This is a genomic window from Verrucomicrobiota bacterium, assembly GCA_016200005.1.
Lineage (GTDB): Bacteria > Verrucomicrobiota > Verrucomicrobiia > Limisphaerales > PALSA-1396 > PALSA-1396.
Map to the genome: position 1 here is coordinate 159301 of JACQFP010000036.1, position 19358 is coordinate 178658.

Genomic DNA, 19358 nt, shown 5'->3' on the forward strand with positions numbered 1-19358 from the left:
TTACTCCGTGAGGGAAATCATGAAGAACCAACTAACGCGGTTATCGGATCGCTTCGTGTATTTCAACCGGCTCGTGGGGAACCTTGACCATTCCAAAACCGCGCAACAGGATCGTGAACCGATGGGCAGGAGCGCGGACAGCCTTGTCCGCGAGTTTCCATGTACCGGTTCGCGCGGACAAGGCTGTCCGCGCTCCGATGGCGAGTTCTTGGGCCGCAGGAATGTACTCACTCTCGTGGCAATCGTTCTTGCCGCCACATCACTCTCGGTGATTTCCGCCTCCGGAGGGTCAGCCGCGTTGTTAAGCAAAGAACGGATGCTGATGGTCCACGGCCACCTGCGTTTCATTCTCGGCCTTTACGAGAACCCGAAAGATGACGCAGTCCTCAAGGAAGCAGTCGAGTCCGGGTTCAACCTGATTCAATGCGCGCCTGAAGTTGCCGATCTGGACCGCGTGCAGCGCCTCGGCGCCAGGGCGTGGGTGAACGTTGGGGGCGCGCTGGACTTGAGCCAGGACGACACCCATCGGCGAGCGCAGCTCACCGCGCTGGTTAAACGTGTGTCGGGTCATCCCGCTCTGCTGGTCTGGGAAGGGCCGGACGAAATCCTCTGGAACAATTGGTGGGGGACCATGGAGCAGATCCGTCCGGAACTTGAAACGATGCGCAAGGCGGCGGAAGGCAAGGCCGAACTCGAAGCGTTAAGCCGCCGCGCCCGGGATTTGTTCGAGCGCGGCCTTTATGCTGACTTTGAGAAAGTGCGGACCGAGTTCTGGCGCAAAGCGGGTCAGCCATCGCCGAATCCTAGTGTCCGCATTGACGACGCTCCCGCCCGTGTGCGCAGGAGTGGCGAGGGAATTACTGCCGGCATCCGGGCGCTGCGAGAACTGGATTCCGCTCACGTCATCTGGTTGAACCACGCGCCCCGAAATTCGGTCGCCGACCTGCGCCTTTACAATCGCGCGGTGGACATGGCTGGCTGCGACATTTATCCGGCTCCGGCAAATTTGATGGTCGGGCACAGCGATCTGTTGGACCTGGGGCTGACCTCGGTTGGGGCGTACACGGAACGGATGCGCCAGGCCGCGCCCGGAAAAACCTGCGCGATGGTGCTCCAGGGTTTCGGCTGGCGCGACTTGAAGGAGAAGCCCAACGAAAAGGAAACCGCCGTCGGCATCGGTCGGCGACCGACCTGGGCCGAATCTCGTTTCATGGCTTACGACGCGATCATTCATGGCGCGAACGCCATTCTCTATTGGGGCACGGCATACATGAAACCCGTAGAGGATGACGGCTCGGCTGCAAGCGGACGCCCGCGGATGTGGCGGGAATTGCTCCGGGTCGCACGCGAACTTCGGGCGCTCGAACCGGCGCTCGTCGCTCTGCCGCTAAAGTCGCCGTCAGTTCGCCAGGCCGAAACCTACGGCTCGATTGACGGCAAGGGAATCCTCTGCTCATTGCGCCGCGTGGACGATGATTTCGTTTTGCTGGTTGTGAACGAGACCGGTGACGGCCTCGGTTTCTCGATTGAAAACCTGCCGGCGAAACTCAACGGGCGAACGTTGCATCGGCTTTACTCCTTGGAGGAGCAATTGGTGGCCAAACGCAGTTTCAACGATGGAATAGGACCCCGCGAAGTCCATGTGTATGCGACTTCGCGACGGTTCGAGGATCCGCTGGCGCGGAACAATCAGAATTGAGCCATGAAAAGCAGGAACAGGTTGTTTGCGCTCGCAAGCGCACTGCGGATGCATTGGCTATCTTTGCTTGCGCTCGCTGTCCTTGAGAGTTGCACCGTTTGTGCAACGACCGCTGCCGAGTTTCCTGCTGCCGACTGGGAGCGCGTCACGGAGCACACTCAGTTCAGCCCGCGCGACACGGCGGAGGGTGTCGTCTTCGGCGGGAAGATGTGGTTGAGCAATGGCTACCTTAACGGCGGCATTCTCGTCCGCGATCTTTGGTCCTCGATCGACGGCATCACGTGGAAGTTGATCACCACCAACGCGCCTTACGACGGCTACGCGGAGATGACGGTTTATGCCGGAAAAATTTGGGCGGTGAAACAGAGCGTGCGGAATTCGGCGGACGGTGTGAACTGGAAGCAAATCGCGGAGAAGACGCCCTTCGGCGTCCGCAGCTACGGCGAACTTGTCGTGCATGATGGCATGATGTGGCAACTCGGCAGCGGCGAGGATGTCTGGAGCACCACGAATGGCGTGACTTGGAAATGCTTGGCGGCGCACGCGCCGTATGGATCGCGTTTCGCCTCAGCAGCCGTCGCTTTCAAAGGCAAGCTCTGGGTCATAGGCGGCGCCGTGGAGAAGACCAACACGCCACGGGAAATGGTATATCCGGAATTCACCACCTTCAATGACGTGTGGTGCTCCTCCGACGGCGCTGACTGGACTCGCGTTGTCGAACATGCGCCGTGGTTGCCGCGGATGTGGTTTGTCCCGATCGTTTATGCCGACCGGCTCTGGATCATCGGCGGCTTCGACAACGTGCATCGCGCGAACTTCGATGACGCGTGGTGGACGGAAGACGGCATCAAATGGCACCGCCTCGACACGAAGACGAAATTTTCTCCGCGACACGAAGTGACGGCTTACGTCCATGCGAACAGTCTCTGGGTGGTCGCGGGCAACTCCTGGCCGCTGATGAACGATGTCTGGAAACTCACGCCTACACTGATTCGCCGGAAATGAAATATTCTGCATGCTCGAATCAACGAGCCACAGCGGACAAGTGGATTTCCCGGTCGATCATCCACGCGCCGAAGCCGGGGTGGTTTTGTGGATGGCCAATAGCAAACGGCGCATTGGCTTACAAAATAGGCTTGCTATTCTGAAGGACGCTGCTCGAATGCCTTTTAATTCCATGGAATGATGAACGCGTCATCAGCAAACCGCAGTTCATTCCCGCTGCTTCTGGGTTTACGGCGGTCCCAGAAAGCCGCAACGCTTAACCGCCATCCACCCTGAACTCGAACACGAACATGAAGACACTCATTAAGCACCTTCTCCTTGGAGCCGCCTGTTTGGTCGCTTCGTTGACTCACGCCGCCCCCTACCTGTCGGAGCAATTGCGGCTGCGTGCGACCGTGCAGCCCAGCCTGGACCTGGGCATTGGCGCCAGCACCATGTACAATCCGCGGTTCTTTGACGGGAAGATCTACGCCAACCAGATCAACACCCCGTGTTTCGGCCGGTATCCGATCGGCTCCACGACGCCGGAGATACTCGTCAATAACAGTGCCAATACTTCATTGGAACATCGCATGGTGGCGCCGTTCCGCGGTACCAACCGTTCGATATACCTGATCGGGTCCAGCAGTGCCATTGTGTCCACGACCACCTTCACCCGGTATAATTATGACGGAACCAATCCGGTCAGCACCAACACGCCCGATACTCAAATCGCCGATTCATTTGATTGGGTCGATGACAACACGATCATCTACGCGGATTATACGTCCGGGAATCGCAAGCGGTTGTACCTGGCGACGGTTGTTGCAGAGCCGTTCTCGGTGACGGCCAAGACCACCTGGAACGCCAACGGCTACATCACTACAAGCGTGAGTACCCGAATTCGCAATGTCCGCGTGGGCGAAGTTTACAGCGGTTATGCCTATTACGGAGATGCCGGCCAAAACACAAATCCGAACTTTTACGCTCTTGATCTTGCCACCGGCACGGAGACTCTGCTGGGGAACTTGGGCCTTCTGACCGGATCGGGCAGCTTCGGCCTGTGGACCGTGGTTGAACGGGGCGGCTATCTTTACGTGCAGACGACGGACAACGGCGTTTACGTTTATCAGATGACCAGCGCCACCACGCTCGGCCCTTTGTATGCGACTTATACCAAAGCCGAACTGGACGCCGTCACCGGCTACACCGGCCTGCAGTATTTCGGCTTGGATGTAACCTCCCAGGGCAGGAAGCTGCTCTTGGGCGACCTGCAGGGCAAAGTATATGAGCTAGGCGGCCCGGGCTTGCCCTACCTGGCAGAAGAATTGCAACTGCGTGTGATGGTGCAGCCCAGCGCCGACCTGAGCATTGGAGCCAGCACCATGTATAACCCGCGCGTGTTCGACGACAAGATTTTCGCCAACCAGATCAATACCCCTTGTTTCGGCCGCTATCCTTCAGGCTCCAACACGGCCGAGGTGCTCGTCAACAACAGTGCCGATCTCCTGTTGGAACACCGGATGGTCGCGCCTTTCCGCGGCGCCAACCGCAAGACCTACATGATCGGGTCGAGCAGCGCCGCCGCTTCCACCACGACCTTTGCGCGCTACGATTTCGACGGAAACAATCCCGTCACCATCGACTCGCCAGACACCTTGACCGTGGATGCTTTCGATTGGGTGGATGACGACACCATCATCTACGCGATCTACACGTCCGGAAACCGCAATAAGCTGTACCTGGCCGACGTGGTCGCCGAGCCGTTTTCGGCGACACTCAACACCACCTGGAATGCCAACGGCTACATTACCACCAGCGTGAGCGCCCGCATTCGCAACGTGCGTGTGGGCGACGTGTTCCGCGGCTACGCTTACTACGGTGATGCCGGGCAAAACACGAACCCGAACTTCTACGCCCTCAACCTGGCCACCGGCGCAGAGACATTGCTGGGGAACCTGGGCATTCTGACCGGATCGGGCAGTTTCGGCCTGTGGACGGTGGTCGAGCGGGATGGCTACCTTTACGTGCAGACAACCGACAACGGCGTTTTCATTTATAAAATGACCAACGCCACCACGCTCGGCCCGCTCTACACGACTTACACCAAAGCGCAACTGGATGCGGCCACCGGCTACACCGGCCTGCAGTACTTCGGTTTCGATGCGACCGTTGACGGCAAAAAACTGCTTCTCGGTGCGCTCGAGGGCAAGGTCTTTGAATTGGAAGGCCGGCCGCTTCTAGGCATCGCCCAGTCCGGCAACGCTGTCGTCCTCTCCTGGCCGGCGACGATCTACTCTGAGATCATTCAATCCTCGGGCAGCCTTTCGCCGGTAAGCTTTTCCGACCTCAGTCCGCAGCCCACCATCCTTCAAGAGGGCGAACTGAATACCGTCAATATCCCGCTCGGCAACACAAATACTTTTTTCCGACTGCGCAAGGGGCCATAAATCGGCTGCCATGACTTCCCGCGAACGCGTGTTGACGGCGCTGGCGCACCAGCAACCGGACCGGACGCCCCGCGATTTCTGGGCCGAGCCGCCCGCGCTGAATCGGTTGTTCCAACACCTCGGGCACTCGGACAGTGATCGTTTGATGGAGGACTTGGGCGTTGACATCGCCCATCTGGACGCGCCGCCGACACCCGAGCGCCCGATTGGCGGCGGCATCTACCAGAACTTCTGGGGCGAGCGGTTTGTGTATAAAGATACGCCGTGGGGACCGATGCGCGAGGATGCGCCAGGGGCGTTGGCCGATGCGTCATCTTTTGCCAAACTGGAAGCGCTCGACTGGCCCACACCGGATTGCATCGACCGGTCGCTCCTTCGGGAACAGTGTCGCCATCACCAACAGCGGGCGCTGCTCTACGGCTTTGCGGATGTCTGGCAGCGGCCCGCCTTGGTGCGAGGCTGGGAAGGCATGTTCGTTGACATGGCGGAGCGGCCGGATTGGGTTCACTTCCTTTGCCGCAAGTTCACCGATTTCTACGTGGAGGATTACACTCGCGCGGCGGAGATCACAGATGGGCGCATCGATCTTTACCTGCTCATCAGTGACCTCGGCAGCCAGCGGGGTCCGCTCATCTCGCGGCCAATGTTCGAGCGATTCGTCGCGCCCTATCTCAAGGAGATGATTGACCGAATCCATGCACTGCGCGGACGTGTGCTGTTTCACAGTTGCGGCGCGATCAACGCTTTTATCCCGCGGTTGATTGAACTGGGCGTGGACGTGCTCGATCCGATACAACCCGTGGGCCAGGACATGCAGCCCGGGACTTTGAAGGCGGCGTATGGCCGGCAACTCAGTTTTCACGGTGGGATTGATATGCAGCACTTGCTGCCGCACGGCGCGCCCAACCAGGTCACAGCGGAGGCCCGACGCTACTGCGAATTGCTTGGGGCCGGCGGCGGTTACATCCTCGGCCCGGCGCATTTTTTCCAGCCGGATGTGTCGCCGGAAAACATTATAGCGATGTATCGCGCGTGAGTTACTGCACGCCCCGCTACGCCGCCAGGAGCTTAGTGCTAATCGGATTATTGATTTTCCATGTTTGACGCCAAAAAGCTTGGTCTTCAGGATTCGTGCGTGAGCGACAACGACCACGCCCTTGCCAAGAATCTCTCCGTGAAGAAAGCGGTGGTGATTGTGTCCGCGGGGGCGCTGCTGTGTTTCCCCATTTCCGGTTGGAGCGAAGTACGGAGCAAAGCGCCCACGCTCGTCCTTAACGAAGATGATAGCCATTTTTTTGGTTCGCGTTCGGCGGAGCAGATGAGCATCGAAGGACTTCACGAGTTCGTTGATCAATATGCGAACACCGCGGTGTCGCATCTTTTTCTCTGTCCCAACGCGATGAAGGCCAGCCATCGCAGCAAGGTGCGGGACGCGATCTGGGAGTTGCAGGACGGCCAGAAACCGCCGCAGGATGAGTTCGCGAAGAAATGGTGCGAGAACGCCCGGTTGCTGGATGAACGCGGCCTCGACCCATACGCGCTGTGGATCGCCCGCTGCCGTGAGAAAAAAATTTCGCCGTGGCTGTCCATGCGGATGAATGATGTTCACAACGTGGATGACGTGGACAATTACATCCACAGCTCGTTCTGGCGGAAACATCCCGAATACTGGCGCGTGCCCGGCGGCAAGGGGTGGACGGACCGCGCGCTGGATTTCGGCATCCCCGAAGTGCGCGAACACGCGATGGCTTACGTCCGCGAGTTGCTCGAACGCTACGATCCCGACGGCCTCGAACTCGACTGGATGCGGTTCGGCTATCATTTCCGACCCGGCAAAGAAGTGGAGGGTGTGGCGATCTTGAATCAATTCATGCGCGACGTGCGCAGCTTGACGCGACAGTGGTCGGCGAAGCGCGGCCATCCCATCAAGCTCGGCGCCCGTGTGCCGACGCTCCCGGACGCGGCAAAAGGTTTGGGCATGGATGGTGTCACCTGGGTTCGTGAAGGCTTGGTGGACATGCTCGTGCCAACGCCATTCTGGGCCACGACGGATTTTGACATCCCGATCGAATTGTGGCGCGAAAGAATCGGCACCGCCGCGAAGAATATCGTGCTGGCCGCGGGCGCGGAAATTCTTGTGCGTGCGTATCCAGCGGCAAAGCCCATCGAAACGGACATCACGTCCACGCGTGGATTCGCCGCCGCTTGTCTGCATCGCGGCGCGGACAGCATCTATCTTTTCAACTACATGGATCCCGGCCCGATGACTGGCGGCAAGGACGCCTACCGAACGCTGCTTGAAGAAGGGCTGAATCTCAAAACCATCAGCAAGAAGCCACGTCGACACGTGGTCACCTATCGCGACACCGTCGCCCCCGGCATGTCGAGTGGCGTGATACTTCCAGTGGACGGATTCAAGGGTGGCACATTCCGAATCTACCTTGGCCCCGCTCCTAAGAAGGCCGACGCATTTGTCGTCGCCGGGTTGCCGCAAGCCGACGGAATGGCGCAGAGCAAGTTTGAAATCACCATCAATGGCGAGAGGTGCGCGTCCACTCCCGACCTCGCCGACTTGACCCTGTTTTCGGGTGTCGCCCGCGCCGTTCAGCATCGCTGCGCCACGGACTCACTGCGTGCGGGCTACAACGAAATCCGCATCAAACAACTCCCCGGCGACCCGGAGCAGAAAACCGTCTGGGTGGAACTTCGGATTATGCCTCGCTGAAACATCTGCGAGTGGAGAGATCAATTCGGCCGGTGCAAATGGATCAACCAGTTCTCATCCAACTCCACATGCTTGATCGCGTATCGTCGAAACGTGTAGGTGGCGTGGATCTTGCCATCCGAGGTTTGGATCACACTGGGATACGAATACTCACCGGGGTTTGACTCCAGCGCCAGCGGCGTCTCCCAGGTCCGTCCTTCGTCGAGGGAGCGGGCGATGTTCAACGGCGTGCGCGCCATGCCACTGTCGTTGAAAATCAACACGACGTGCCCGTTGCGAAGACGGGTCATGGCGATGCCGGCATCCGGGTTTTTCAATTCCGTCGCCGTCGTAGGACTCCAGGTCCGTCCGGCGTCGCGCGATTCGGATTGCAGGATGCGCGGGCCTTTCCGCAAGAGTGTCAGCAGCGAGCCGTCGGCGCGTTCGATCACGGTGGGCTGGCCGCCGGCGTTGACGGCGCCCAACTGCTCCCAAGTCGCGCCGCTGTCCCTGGTCCGCGCAAAGCTGTGAGCCAGCGGCAGCAAAAGGTCGCCATTCGCCAGCGTAATCGGCACGTTTCGTAACCCTTCGTGCACACCGCCGAGGAACGGTTTGTCCTGTCCCCACGTAATGCCATCGTCCTCTGACAGGCGATAAAACAATCGCGTCTGGCCCCAACCACCGCCGCGGCGCAGCGGGCGCGACGCTTCCATCCGGCACCACACAATGCAAATACGCTTGCCGCCGGCGCGGAACACCACGGCGTTACCGGGCGGCTGAGCAGAATTGCGGATCAACACTTCCGGCTGGCTCCAAGTCCGCTCGCCCTTTTTCCGTCGCGACAGAAAAAGCGTCTGGTCATCTGCTGACTCGAAACTGCCGCCGTACCACACCACCAGCAAATCGCCGTTGGCCGCCTCGGCGATGGTCGAGCAATGATGCGCCGGCGCATCAGGAATTTTCTCAAAGATCAATTCTGAAGCGAATGCCACCGAGCCGAATGGATCATCCGTCTCGCGCTTTGGTTGCGGCTGGCCAATTGGAATTCCCCTGGCCGGCACGTGGCTGACCTTCACCGGCTGGCGTTCCAGAAACTCGGAAAGCGAAGTCACCAGACCAGCTTGGTTGGTGCTCCCGATGGCGCCGTGATAAATGAGCGCTCCGCTCGCATCCAGTAGAAAGGCTTCGGGCGTGACTTTCGCGCCGAACTGTCTGGCGGCTTTTTGTTCCGGGTCGCGATAAATTGGAAAGAGAAGTCCCGCGAGCTGTGCGAATCGTCGCACTTCTTCCACTGTCTCTTCCGCATTTGGAAAAATCCCGACGAACAGGATGCCGCGCTGACGAAGCCGTGATCCCAAGTCGCCGAGAATTTGCGTTTCCGAATTCGTGGCAACGGAACGGGCGGACAAGAACACGGCCATTGTTCCGCGCCGTTCAGCATAATTGGTCATCGTCAGCAAACGACCATCGAGGGCGCGAAGTTCAACCGGCCCGACGCGGTCGCCGATTTCCAATGCCAAGGCCGAGCGAGTCAGCCCGAAAAGCAGAACGACCAGAGCAAACAATTTACGCATACCGGGAAACATTTGAGCGAGAACCAGCAACCTTGCAATGGCATTATGCTTTCACTGTCCCAGTGGGTCGGCGCTCATCTCAAACCGCAGCACGCCGCCCCGTTCGATCTCCACGTGCCTGATCCAGGTGCGATCGAGCAGCACGTCATTCAACCACACTTTCTTCACGTAGCGATGGTCTGGCGCAAAGTTCTCGGCGATGATCACGAGCGGTTTGTTCTTCAACTTCACTTCCGCCTTCTCGAACAACGGCGCACCGAGCTCGTATTTGTCTGAACCGGCAATCGGATAGAAACCCAGCGCGCTGAAAACATACCAGGCCGAGAGTGTTCCGGCGTCATCGTTGCCGTCCAGCCCGTCATAACTCTCGCCGTATTTGTTGTCCATGATCCAGCGCGCCCACTTTTGTGTGAGGTCTGGCCGGCCAGCGAAATTGAACAGATAGGCCGCGGGAAGATCGGGTTCATTGCCGTGCCAGTAGTAAGAGCCGGGACTCCGCGCGCCCATGGTCGGATCGGACTTGGCGAAGAAATCGTTGAGTTCCTCGACGAAGTATTCGCGACTCTTGAACAATGCGATCATGCCTTCCGCATCGAACGGCGCCGCCCAACGCCATTGCAACGCGGTGCCCTCGACGTAATCCTTCGTGAACTTGCCTCCGGGATCCAGGTAAGTCAGGAGCAGCGGCTTGAACGGCTCGAAAAATTTCCCTTGCGCATCGCGCGGTTGGAAGTACTGGGTGTTGGTGTTCCAAAGATTCCGATAGAACTGCGCGTGCTCGCGAAAGAGCACTGCGTCCTCGTGATGGCCGAGCGATTCCGCCAGCAACGAAATCGCGTGATCCGCCCAAGCAAACTCCAGCGTTCGCGAGACGGATCGCTCCACCAAACCCGCCGCGCAATAACCGTACTGCAAATAATACTGCACGCCTTGCCGGCCCGAAAAGGCCGCGCCCGGTGGCGTGGGCGCCAGCGCAGTCTGCTTCATCGCCGCATACGCCTTCTCCACGTCGAAGTCGCGGATGCCCTTCAGATACGTGTCCGCGATCACGATGTCGGCGGGCGTGCCCAGCATGGAATTTGAGTAGCCGTGTCCCGACGGCCAGCGCGGCAGCCAGCCGCCTTGCTCGAGCATTTTCACGAGCGACACCACCATGTCCCGCTGATCCGTCGGCGCGATCAACGTGTAGAGCGGATGCACCGTGCGAAACGTGTCCCAGATGGAAAGGTCGGTGAAATACTGGAAGTTCGTCGTCTTGTGAACCTTCCGGTCGAAGCCCAGGTACTCGCCATTCGCGTCGTTGAAGACGGTGGGCATCTGGAACACACGGTAAAGCGCGGTATAGAGAATCCTCCTCTGTTTTTCCGTGCCGCCTTGAATCTTGACCAAAGACAACTTCTCTTCCCACGCGCGCTGGGCTTCGGCCAGAATCTCGTCGAAGTCCTTGGCGCCGGCTTCCGTCTCCAGATTGGCCCGTGCGTTTTCGATACTCACGTAAGAAATTGCCAGCTTGAGTGTGACGACTTGCGGCCGGCTCGCGGCCGCAAACCCCAGATCGACAGCGATGCCATCGCCCTCGGCCATTGTCTGGTTAGGAAAAACTGTTCCGTTTTGCCAGGTGCCGAAGGAAGCGAATGGTTGGCTGAACCGCGCGACAAAGTACACCTTGATCCCACCGTATCTTGCGGCAAAAGTTCCGAACGTCCGCACCGCGCCCTCGACCTCTTTGGCCGCGGGCAGCACGCGCACTTTTCCTTCGCTGCTCTTGCGACCGCCCAAAGCGTTCATCACGTCGAGAACAAGATGCGGCGTCTTGCCCGGGGTGAACGTGTAACGATGCAAGCCCACGCGCGGCGTGGCGGTGAGTTCGACCAGCGTTCCGATTTTCGGGAGCTTGACCACGTAGTAACCGGGCGAAGCAAGTTCCTCACTGTGCGAAAAGTTCGTGGTTTGGCCCTGGCGGTAGGTCTTGGGTTGAACCGGTTCGACCGCTGGCATCACGAGGAAATGTCCGCCATCGGTCGCACCCGTTCCCACCAACCGCGTGTGACTGAAGCCAAGGATTTGATCATCGCCATAGTAGTAGCCGGAGGTGTTCAGCGCCCGTTTGCCGACCAACATGGAGACCGTCTCCGGGCCAAGGCGGACCATCCCGAACGGCACCATCGCGCCAGGAAAGTTATGACCGCAGACCCACGGATAGCCGCCCGTGCCGATGAAAGGATTCACCCATCGCCCGAGTTCCTTGGGTTGAACTGTTGTCTGCAAGCGGCCCGGCTCCGCGCCAACGACGCGGTTATATTTGGAAAGCAACGCGCCGACAAATGCCGCGCACGCCAACACAACGACCAAGACGAAGCTGAGCGCAAACTTGAGCAGCCGCTTCCATCGAGGCGTTTTTCTCGTGTCGCGGGCGGAGGGCGCAGGAGTTCGTTTGTCGTCATCGGTCATAATCTTGGCCTGATGTTAAGGCAGACCGGTTCTATTCCCAAGCGTTAACCGTAACTGAGTCCGCTAGAACTTGCGGCGGTCTTGAACGGGGGTATTCGATGCGGTTCACAAAAAACAAGGGTGTGCGGTGAGACGCACAGTTCCCAAAGGAACGGGCCGGCTTAGGATGTCGTGGAAACGGTGCCCTATGACACAACACGCCAGCATTGAGCGTCACCCGGGCAGCGGGGAACGGGGTTGGGAATCATCCCGAGCCGCCGCCGGCCCAATCTATCGGTGTCGTGACGCGTTCACTTGTTCCGACGCGATGGTGAGAAGCCCCGGTGCCTACGAGCGGGTAGTCTCGGAAATTGAGGAGCACAGAGGATCGTCCATTTCCGTCCCCGACCTCTCCAAACTGCTCGGCGTCAAACCGACCACGTTGAATGCCAGATTTCGTCGCGAACACATCGAGGTGCAGACGGTCGGCAGAACGAATTACATTCCTTGTGATTTGGCGATGCATCTCGCGGAGTTGCACAAGTATGCGCTGTTCGGCTGGCCAACGCTTCAAGAAGCCAGCGCGATCACGACCGTCAAGGACGCCACGCTCAAGGCACGGTGCGAGAAGGGAAAACTCGAAGGGTATATTGATCTGACCAAGAGGTTGCGCGTCAACCCGGCTGATCTGGAGAGGTTGCGATCGTGTCTGATTGGGAAAGTTCCCAACGGCAATGGTGAGTCTGTCGAAACCCGCGAGCAGCCCCGCCTTATTCCCAAGGTTCACCGCCAGTCTCCTGCAAGAAACGGAAGTGCGCTTTCTACTCCGAGGAATCTTACAACCAACGGAACGCGGCCCGAAATCAAGCCCCGCCCGACAACTCCGCGTAATGGGCTGCGGGATCAGGTTTCTCTGGCCGCCCGGTCACTGCCGCTTCTGCCGGCTCCAGAACCCCACATAGAGTTGATCACTCGAAAAAGTTATGGACTTCCCGAAGCAGAGGAAAACGGGGAGGCAAAAGGTCAATCTGCAAAAACCCGCGCGGTGGTCCAGCAACGTTCTGCTTTTCTCGACTACCTGCCGGACCAGCCATTCTCGATTTCGGAGTGCAGCGTCGGCAAGGTCATCTATTACGGTCCGTATTCCGGCACGATTGTGAAGCTCATCAACGACCCTTTCACTCCCAGGATTCAAGTGAGCTTTCCCGATCATCCGCATCCCGCCATGCGAGAAGTTCAACTGGTGGTTGGCCGGCGGAAGAGCAAAAGTTGATCTCAAAACTCCATCGCGCCGGATCTGGGAATGTTGAGGCGCATCCAATAGGTTTTATCTAATCCTTCAACGACCACACTTCGCTGACGCGGGATTGCTGGCGCCAGTTGAGATGGGCTTCGTCAGTGGGCAGGTCAAGAGTCAGCTTCAGTTGGCCGTCCGTGATCAGGTTCGCCGGCACCGATAATAGCCGCCAGTTGTTACAGGGGCATTTCCACAAACTCACCCGGTTTGAGGGCGGCGGTTTTGATCGCTGGTGAGGAACGCGTCGAATTGCGGCTCGACTGCTTGAAGCAATTCACCGTTCTTCAATTGTCCCCAGCCCAGTTCCTGCGCGGTGTGCACGGTATGATCGGGAAGAAACTGGCGCAATGGTCGCGGGACACACGCATCCAACAGGACTTTCATGCGGCTTGCAGCGCCGTCTTGTGAGCGTATTCCAAAACTGCGACGGCTTGTTCGCGCGTCACGTCGGGAAAACAATCCAAGTATTCATCAAGGCTAAGGCCGCTTTCCAGATTGTTAAACAGGCTATCCACCGGCACGCGCGTGCCTTTGAAGCAGGGTGTGCCACTCAACCGTTCCGGGTCAACCCAGATGGGAACCTCCGGTGGAAAATTGTATGTCGGCGCTGATTTCATCCGGCTTCAATCTATCAGATGCACCGATCGCCGATGGTGTTGGCCACCGACTGAATCGCTCCATCGTTCGGCGCCCTTCGCATTCAGTGCTTCAACAACCACACTTCGCTGACGCGCGATTGCTGGCGCCAGTTGAGATGCGCTTCATCCGGCAGCGGGTCGAAAGTCAAAAACCATTTTGCCGCATTTCGATTGGTCCGGCTTGCGTAACCTGACCAATCGAACAGCTCCAAAAAAATTGTGTTGGATTTCGTCCCCGGCGGCATAATGGGAGTTGAAGCCATGAATGCGGTCGAAACCGAACGACTCATCGGTCTAGTCTTGAGCGGCGAACTGGACGCCTTCGCGGGACTCGTCCAAGCGTATCAGCAGGACGTCTGGCGGGTAGTCGCGGCCATGCTGCTCGACACGCAGAAGACCGAGGACCTGGTTCAGCAGACCTTCGTCAACGCCTATCGTCACCTCGACCGCTTCGAGCCGGGCCGCGATTTTGCCCGCTGGCTCAAAGAGATCGCCCGCAATCTTGTGCGCCACGAACTTCGTACGCGATGGCGGGAAGATCGACGCCTCGAACTCTACCGCCGCCACCTCCTCTCGGTTTGCGACGACCCGTCTGCCGCCGATACTGAGGATCGGCTTGCCGAAGCACTAGTCGGCTGCGAACAGAAGCTCCCGGCTGACGCCGCGAAACTCGTGAATCTTCGCTACCGTCAAGCGCGGGACTTCGGCCAGATTGCCGCCCAAATCGGCCGCACGGTTGAAGCCACCCGTCAGCAACTCGCGCGCATTCGCCTCGCGCTGCGCGACTGCATCCAGAAACAACTCGCCCAACCATGACGCGCCTCGAAGAACTCACTATCAAGCTGGCCGATGACGTCCTGACCGATGTCGAGGCCAGCGAATTGGAAGTGTTGCTGGCCACGCAGAGTGAGGCGGCCGCTCCGCACACGAGGCTGCTTGAAATCGAAGTCGCTCTGCGTGGCCAGCGTGAGACGCTGGATCTCGCCGGGCCAACGCTGACCCGATTACGCTCGGAGCTTGGCGCGTCCGTCGAACGCGGTGTGATGCAACAACTCGAAACCGCGCCGCTGCCGCCTTGGACGCGTACCCGCACGATTACGCCATCAATGAGTCATGCCGGCAAACTGAGGTGGTTTGCGGAAATTTTCCCGTGGCGTTGGCCGCTGCCCAAGCTTGCCCGACCGACAATGCTGGCTTTCGCCGCGAGTGTGATACTGCTGCTCAGTCTGGGCGTCTGGCTCTTCGGTCCGACGATGGGCCAACCGGTAATTGCCGAGGTGAAAGGCATGGATGCTTCCATTGAGCGCGGGACGGAGTTTATTCCCACCGCTAAAGGGATGAGTCTCCGATCCGGCGACGTTGTGCGTTTGGGAACCAACGCTTCAGCAACCATCACCTTCGGCGTGGAACGGACGCGGTTTGAATTAACTGCGGGTACGGAGTTAAAACTGATTTCGCTCGCGCACGGTAAGCGTTACCTTCTGGCTTCGGGTAAGATCAGAGCCTCCGTCGCCCGTCAACGCCCATTCCACCCGATGATCTTCACGACGCCACAGGCCGAGGCGCGCGTCCTGGGAACAAAATTTTCTTTGCTGACGACGGCCAATGCCACGCGTCTCGAAGTCTCAGAGGGCAAAGTGCAGTTCACGCGTTCGAGCGACGGTTCGTCCACCAAGGTCACTGCCGGACAATACGCCGTTGTGGCAGCCAATTACGAACTGCTCGCCCAACCGCTCACCGGCAGCATCCTGCGCGAGTATTGGACCAACGTGCCCGGGGAGTATTTCATGGACTTTCTCACCAAGCACCGGGACTTTCCCGACCACCCCAGTGGCCGCGACTATCTCGACAAATTCGAGACTCCGAGCCACTGGGGCACCAATTACGGCGCGCGCCTGCGCGGCTACCTGCATCCGCCGACGACTGGCGAATACACCTTTTGGATCGCCGCTGGTGACGGCGGCCAGTTCTTCCTCAGCCCGGACGATGACCTGCAAAAGCGGCAGCAAATTGCCTACGCAAACGCCACCGCGCTCCATGAATGGACGAGGATTCCGGGACAGCAAACTTCACCGATTACGCTCATCGCCGGCCGGAAATACTATGTCGAAGTAATGCAAAAACAGGGCACGAATCGAGAGGACCACCTCGCTGTGGCCTGGCAAGGACCGGGCCGCGCACGCCAAGTCATCCCCGGCGAGTTCCTCTCGCCGTTCATACCGAAACCGAAAGGTCAAAAATGAAGACCAGATTCAAATCCGAAATCCGAAATCCGAAATCCGAAATGGCTCGCGCCTTCACCCTCATCGAGCTTCTCGTCGTCGTCGCCATCATCGCGATCCTGGCTGCCTTGCTGCTGCCAACGCTGGCCAAATCCAAAGCCCAGGCCCAATCGCTCTCCTGCCTCAACAACCTCAAGCAACTTCAGACCGCCTGGATCATGTACGTCCACGACAACAACGACAACCTGCCGCTGAACATCTCGCGCAAGGTCCAGTTCGGCCAGGTTAACGTGGCGCTCGACCAGCGCGTGCCTTGGGTCCTCGGCAACGCCTACCTCGACACCAACACGGCGAACCTCGAAGCCGGGTCATTGTTTCGACACATCGGCTCCGCCGGCGTCTATCATTGTCCGGCTGACAAGTCCGCGGTGCACAAGCAGTCCGGGCTGCCGCGCACCCGCAGTTACTCGATGCAACTCTGGTTGAACTGCGACCTCGTGGATGGGACTAATGCGGATGACGTAAACCGCACCCCGTTCAATAAGCGGAAAATCACACAAATTGTAGATGCCCCACCGACCAAGGCTTGGGTGTTCATTGACGAACACGAGATGACCATTGATGACGGCGTTTTCATCATCGGCAATCCGTCCTATGCATCGAATCCGGACTTATTCTGGCGCTCCTATCCGGCCTACCGGCACAACAACGGCGCCAACCTGTCCTTTGCGGATGGCCACGTTGAGCATTACCGCTGGCGCTTCCATCGCACCCTCACCCGCTACGGTGACACCGGTGGGGTGGACATCACTGACCCCGAGGATGCAAAGGACGTGAGGCGGCTTCAGCAGGGCATCCCCCACACGCCGTGAACGTGACAGGAGCGCAGCAACAGAAAGGAACAGTAAAATGAAAAGACGATCAGACATCATCTCAAAACATTCGGTCTCGCTGGTGGCCGGCCTTGTTGGCCTCTTCACCGCTGTGAATCTCGCTGTGGCTCAAAACTGGACGCCGACCGCAGCGCCTTCCCGGTCCGCCTATACCTTGCCCTGGACTTCCGTCGCCTGTTCGGCCGACGGGATGATGCTGGTAGCCGCCGGCTACGACTGCTTAGGGTGTGACCCCCAATCAGCGGGCGAGCTCGTTCTGGAGCCCGTTTTTATATCAGCCGACTCAGGTCTGACTTGGACGGCGACCGGCTCGCCGAGTAACTATTGGTCATGCGTTGCTTGTTCCGCCGATGGAAGCCGAATCGTAGCGGCCACCGGGCAACCGTCCATCGCCTGGCCTAACGCTCCCGGTCCCGGCCCGATTTATCTCTCGGTAGATTCGGGAGCGACTTGGACCCAAACAAGTGCGCCTAGCAACTACTGGTCGGCGATCGCCTGTTCGGCGGATGGAACCAAGCTGATTGCGGCATCAGGTTTTGGGGACGGTTGGGTTTACACTTCCACAAATTCGGGCGTCACCTGGAGGCGGATGCCTCTACCCGAGACGTATTGGTCCTCGGTCGCCTGCTCGGCGGATGGAACCAAACTCGTCGCTCTGGATTATGACGTTCCAGGGATTTACACTTCTGCGGATTCAGGCGCGACCTGGCAGGTCGCGGGGCTAGTTGATGCTTGCTCGTCCGTCGCTTCGTCGGCGGATGGCACCAAACTGCTCGCGGCTAGCAGCCTTGATTTCGGCTACGGCGGGCTTTACATCTCGACGAACTGGGGCGCCACTTGGACGCAGACGACCGCGCCGACTACCAATTGGTCGTCCATCGCCTGTTCGGCAGATGGAAGCAAAATCGTGGCGGGGGCTCAACGTTATTATGACGGAGCGGTGTATCACTCCGGTGGAATTTACGCCTCGACTAACTTTGGGGCGACATGGGAACAAACCGCCGGCTTGGGCCCGCTCGCCGTCGCCTCCTCGGCGGATGGAAGCAAGCTCGTGGCGCGTTCTTACAATGGTATTTATACCTCGTCTTATTCGGGACCGTGGAGATTGACGACCCCGCCCGGTCCAGAGTGGAGCTCCGTTGCCGGCTCGGCCGACGGAACAAAACTGATTGCGGCGGCGGGCACGGCTGGGGGCAATCTCGGCCCGATCTACACCTCGACGGATTCTGGGGAAACTTGGATGCGGACCACTGCGCCGAGTAACGCTTGGAGGTCGGTCGCCTGTTCGGCGGATGCAACCAAAATCGTGGCGGTAGCAGGGCGTTGCCTTCCCTTTTCTCCTTTACGCAGCGCTATTTACACCTCGACGAACTTAGGGGTGACCTGGAGCCAGAACACCGCTCCCAGTAATTGTTGGTCGTCCGTCGCTTCTTCATCGGATGGCACTAAACTGGTGGCGGCAGATAGCGACTACGGCTCGATTTACACCTCTACGAACTCGGGGGCGACCTGGATGTCGAACAGTGTGCCGATGAACTACGATGACTATTTGTCGTCCGTAGCCTCTTCCGCAGATGGAAGCAAATTGGCGGCGGCCGGTTATGGCTTGATTTACACCTCTACGAACTCGGGGGCGACCTGGATGTCGAACAGCGTGCCGACGTACAATTGGTCGTCCGTCGCCTGCTCGGCGGATGGGAGCAAATTGGTAGTAGCGGGCGCCTTTTACTACGCCAGGCCGATCTACACCTCAGGCGATTCAGGTGCGACCTGGACGCAGACAACTGCTCCGAGGAACAATTGGTCGCACGTCGCTTCCTCGGCGGATGGGACGCAACTGGTCGCGGCCGGCTCGTCCGGTGGGATTTACATTTCGACAAACTCGGGGGCGACCTGGATACAGGCCGGTGCGCCCGGTGAAAACTGGTCTTCCGTCGCCTGCTCGGCGGACGGGGGCAAACTGGTGGCCGTGGCGCAGAGCGGCTTCATTTATACCTTGCAGCTCCCCCTGCCACCCCCGGTGTTCCCGTCACCCCGGTTAGGCATTTCTCCTTTGGGCGGCAGCCTCGGCCTCTCCTGGCTCGTGCCCTCGATAAGCTTTGCGCTGCAAGAGAACTCCGATTTGACCACCACGAACTGGACGGACGTTGCGACAGCTCCAGCGCTCAACTTCACCAACCTTCATTATGAAGTCACGTTTTCCCCGTCTCCCGGTCAACGGTTTTATCGGCTCAAGCAGCAATGAAAATGATCCAGCACTTGGGAAACCCATCGAGAACGGTATTAGTCCTTCAACAACCAGACTTCGCTGACGCGAGATTGCTGTCGCCAGTTGAGATGGGCTTCGTCAGTGGGCAGGTCAAGAGTCAGCTTCAGTTGGCCGTCCGTGATCAGGTTCGCCGGCACCGATAATAGCCGCCAGTTGTTACAGGGGCATTTCCACAAACTCACCCGGTTTGAGGGCGGC

Annotated in this window: 16 protein-coding genes; 11 read left to right on the plus strand and 5 right to left on the minus strand. The window is 58.9% G+C overall.

From position 1 onward, the window contains the following. Positions 1-19 precede the first annotated feature (19 nt). The 6 genes from HY298_13935 (at position 20) to HY298_13960 (ending at position 7858) form a co-directional block, all read left to right on the plus strand. A complete protein-coding gene (locus HY298_13935) occupies positions 20-1699 on the plus strand; it encodes a hypothetical protein (GenBank protein MBI3851357.1) in 1680 nt (559 codons plus the stop codon). A 3-nt stretch (positions 1700-1702) separates the two neighbouring features. Continuing rightward, positions 1703-2704, plus strand: a complete 1002-nt coding sequence (locus tag HY298_13940) for a hypothetical protein (GenBank protein ID MBI3851358.1) — start codon at positions 1703-1705, stop codon at positions 2702-2704. A gap of 10 nt (positions 2705-2714) precedes the next feature. Next, on the plus strand, positions 2715-2885 hold the full coding sequence (locus HY298_13945) for a hypothetical protein (GenBank protein ID MBI3851359.1): 171 nt from the start codon (positions 2715-2717) through the stop codon (positions 2883-2885). Positions 2886-2994: 109 nt separating this feature from the next. Then, positions 2995-5133 carry a hypothetical protein gene (locus HY298_13950; protein MBI3851360.1) on the plus strand — a complete coding sequence of 713 codons (2139 nt, stop codon included), beginning with the start codon at positions 2995-2997 and terminating at the stop codon, positions 5131-5133. Positions 5134-5143: 10 nt separating this feature from the next. Further along, positions 5144-6169 (plus strand): hypothetical protein, encoded by a 1026-nt coding sequence (locus HY298_13955; GenBank protein MBI3851361.1) that lies wholly within the window; start codon positions 5144-5146, stop codon positions 6167-6169. Between the two features lie 60 nt (positions 6170-6229). Next, on the plus strand, positions 6230-7858 hold the full coding sequence (locus HY298_13960) for a hypothetical protein (GenBank protein ID MBI3851362.1): 1629 nt from the start codon (positions 6230-6232) through the stop codon (positions 7856-7858). A 20-nt stretch (positions 7859-7878) separates the two neighbouring features. Here the strand turns inward: HY298_13960 and HY298_13965 are convergent, their stop codons facing one another. Continuing rightward, the gene (locus HY298_13965; protein ID MBI3851363.1) at positions 7879-9411 is read right to left on the minus strand and encodes an exo-alpha-sialidase; all 1533 of its coding nucleotides are present in this window, start codon (positions 9409-9411) and stop codon (positions 7879-7881) included. A gap of 51 nt (positions 9412-9462) precedes the next feature. Further along, positions 9463-11862 (minus strand): glycoside hydrolase family 92 protein, encoded by a 2400-nt coding sequence (locus HY298_13970; protein ID MBI3851364.1) that lies wholly within the window; start codon positions 11860-11862, stop codon positions 9463-9465. A 187-nt stretch (positions 11863-12049) separates the two neighbouring features. Between HY298_13970 and HY298_13975 the strand changes: the two genes are divergently transcribed. Next, on the plus strand, positions 12050-13114 hold the full coding sequence (locus HY298_13975) for a hypothetical protein (GenBank protein MBI3851365.1): 1065 nt from the start codon (positions 12050-12052) through the stop codon (positions 13112-13114). 222 nt (positions 13115-13336) lie between these two features. Here HY298_13975 and HY298_13980 read toward each other — a convergent pair whose 3' ends face one another. The 3 genes from HY298_13980 to HY298_13990 form a co-directional block, all read right to left on the minus strand. Continuing rightward, positions 13337-13522, minus strand: a complete 186-nt coding sequence (locus HY298_13980) for a hypothetical protein (GenBank protein MBI3851366.1) — start codon at positions 13520-13522, stop codon at positions 13337-13339. Next, positions 13519-13755, minus strand: coding sequence for a DUF433 domain-containing protein (locus tag HY298_13985; GenBank protein MBI3851367.1), 237 nt, complete (start codon positions 13753-13755; stop codon positions 13519-13521). Before HY298_13985 ends, HY298_13980 begins: the two co-directional genes overlap by 4 nt. 83 nt (positions 13756-13838) lie before the next feature. Next, positions 13839-14039: a hypothetical protein gene (locus HY298_13990; GenBank protein MBI3851368.1), complete on the minus strand. Its 201-nt coding sequence runs from the start codon at positions 14037-14039 to the stop codon at positions 13839-13841. Between HY298_13990 and HY298_13995 the strand changes: the two genes are divergently transcribed. The 4 genes from HY298_13995 to HY298_14010 are packed head-to-tail and all read left to right on the plus strand — an operon-like array spanning position 14038 to position 19136. Then, positions 14038-14592, plus strand: a complete 555-nt coding sequence (locus HY298_13995) for a sigma-70 family RNA polymerase sigma factor (protein ID MBI3851369.1) — start codon at positions 14038-14040, stop codon at positions 14590-14592. The two genes, HY298_13990 and HY298_13995, sit on opposite strands and share 2 nt — an antisense overlap. Further along, positions 14589-16019 (plus strand): FecR domain-containing protein, encoded by a 1431-nt coding sequence (locus HY298_14000; GenBank protein MBI3851370.1) that lies wholly within the window; start codon positions 14589-14591, stop codon positions 16017-16019. The genes HY298_13995 and HY298_14000 overlap by 4 nt, the downstream gene beginning before the upstream one ends. Next, the gene (locus tag HY298_14005) at positions 16016-16870 is read left to right on the plus strand and encodes a prepilin-type N-terminal cleavage/methylation domain-containing protein (protein ID MBI3851371.1); all 855 of its coding nucleotides are present in this window, start codon (positions 16016-16018) and stop codon (positions 16868-16870) included. Before HY298_14000 ends, HY298_14005 begins: the two co-directional genes overlap by 4 nt. A gap of 37 nt (positions 16871-16907) precedes the next feature. Continuing rightward, positions 16908-19136: a hypothetical protein gene (locus tag HY298_14010; GenBank protein ID MBI3851372.1), complete on the plus strand. Its 2229-nt coding sequence runs from the start codon at positions 16908-16910 to the stop codon at positions 19134-19136. Positions 19137-19358 lie beyond the last annotated feature (222 nt).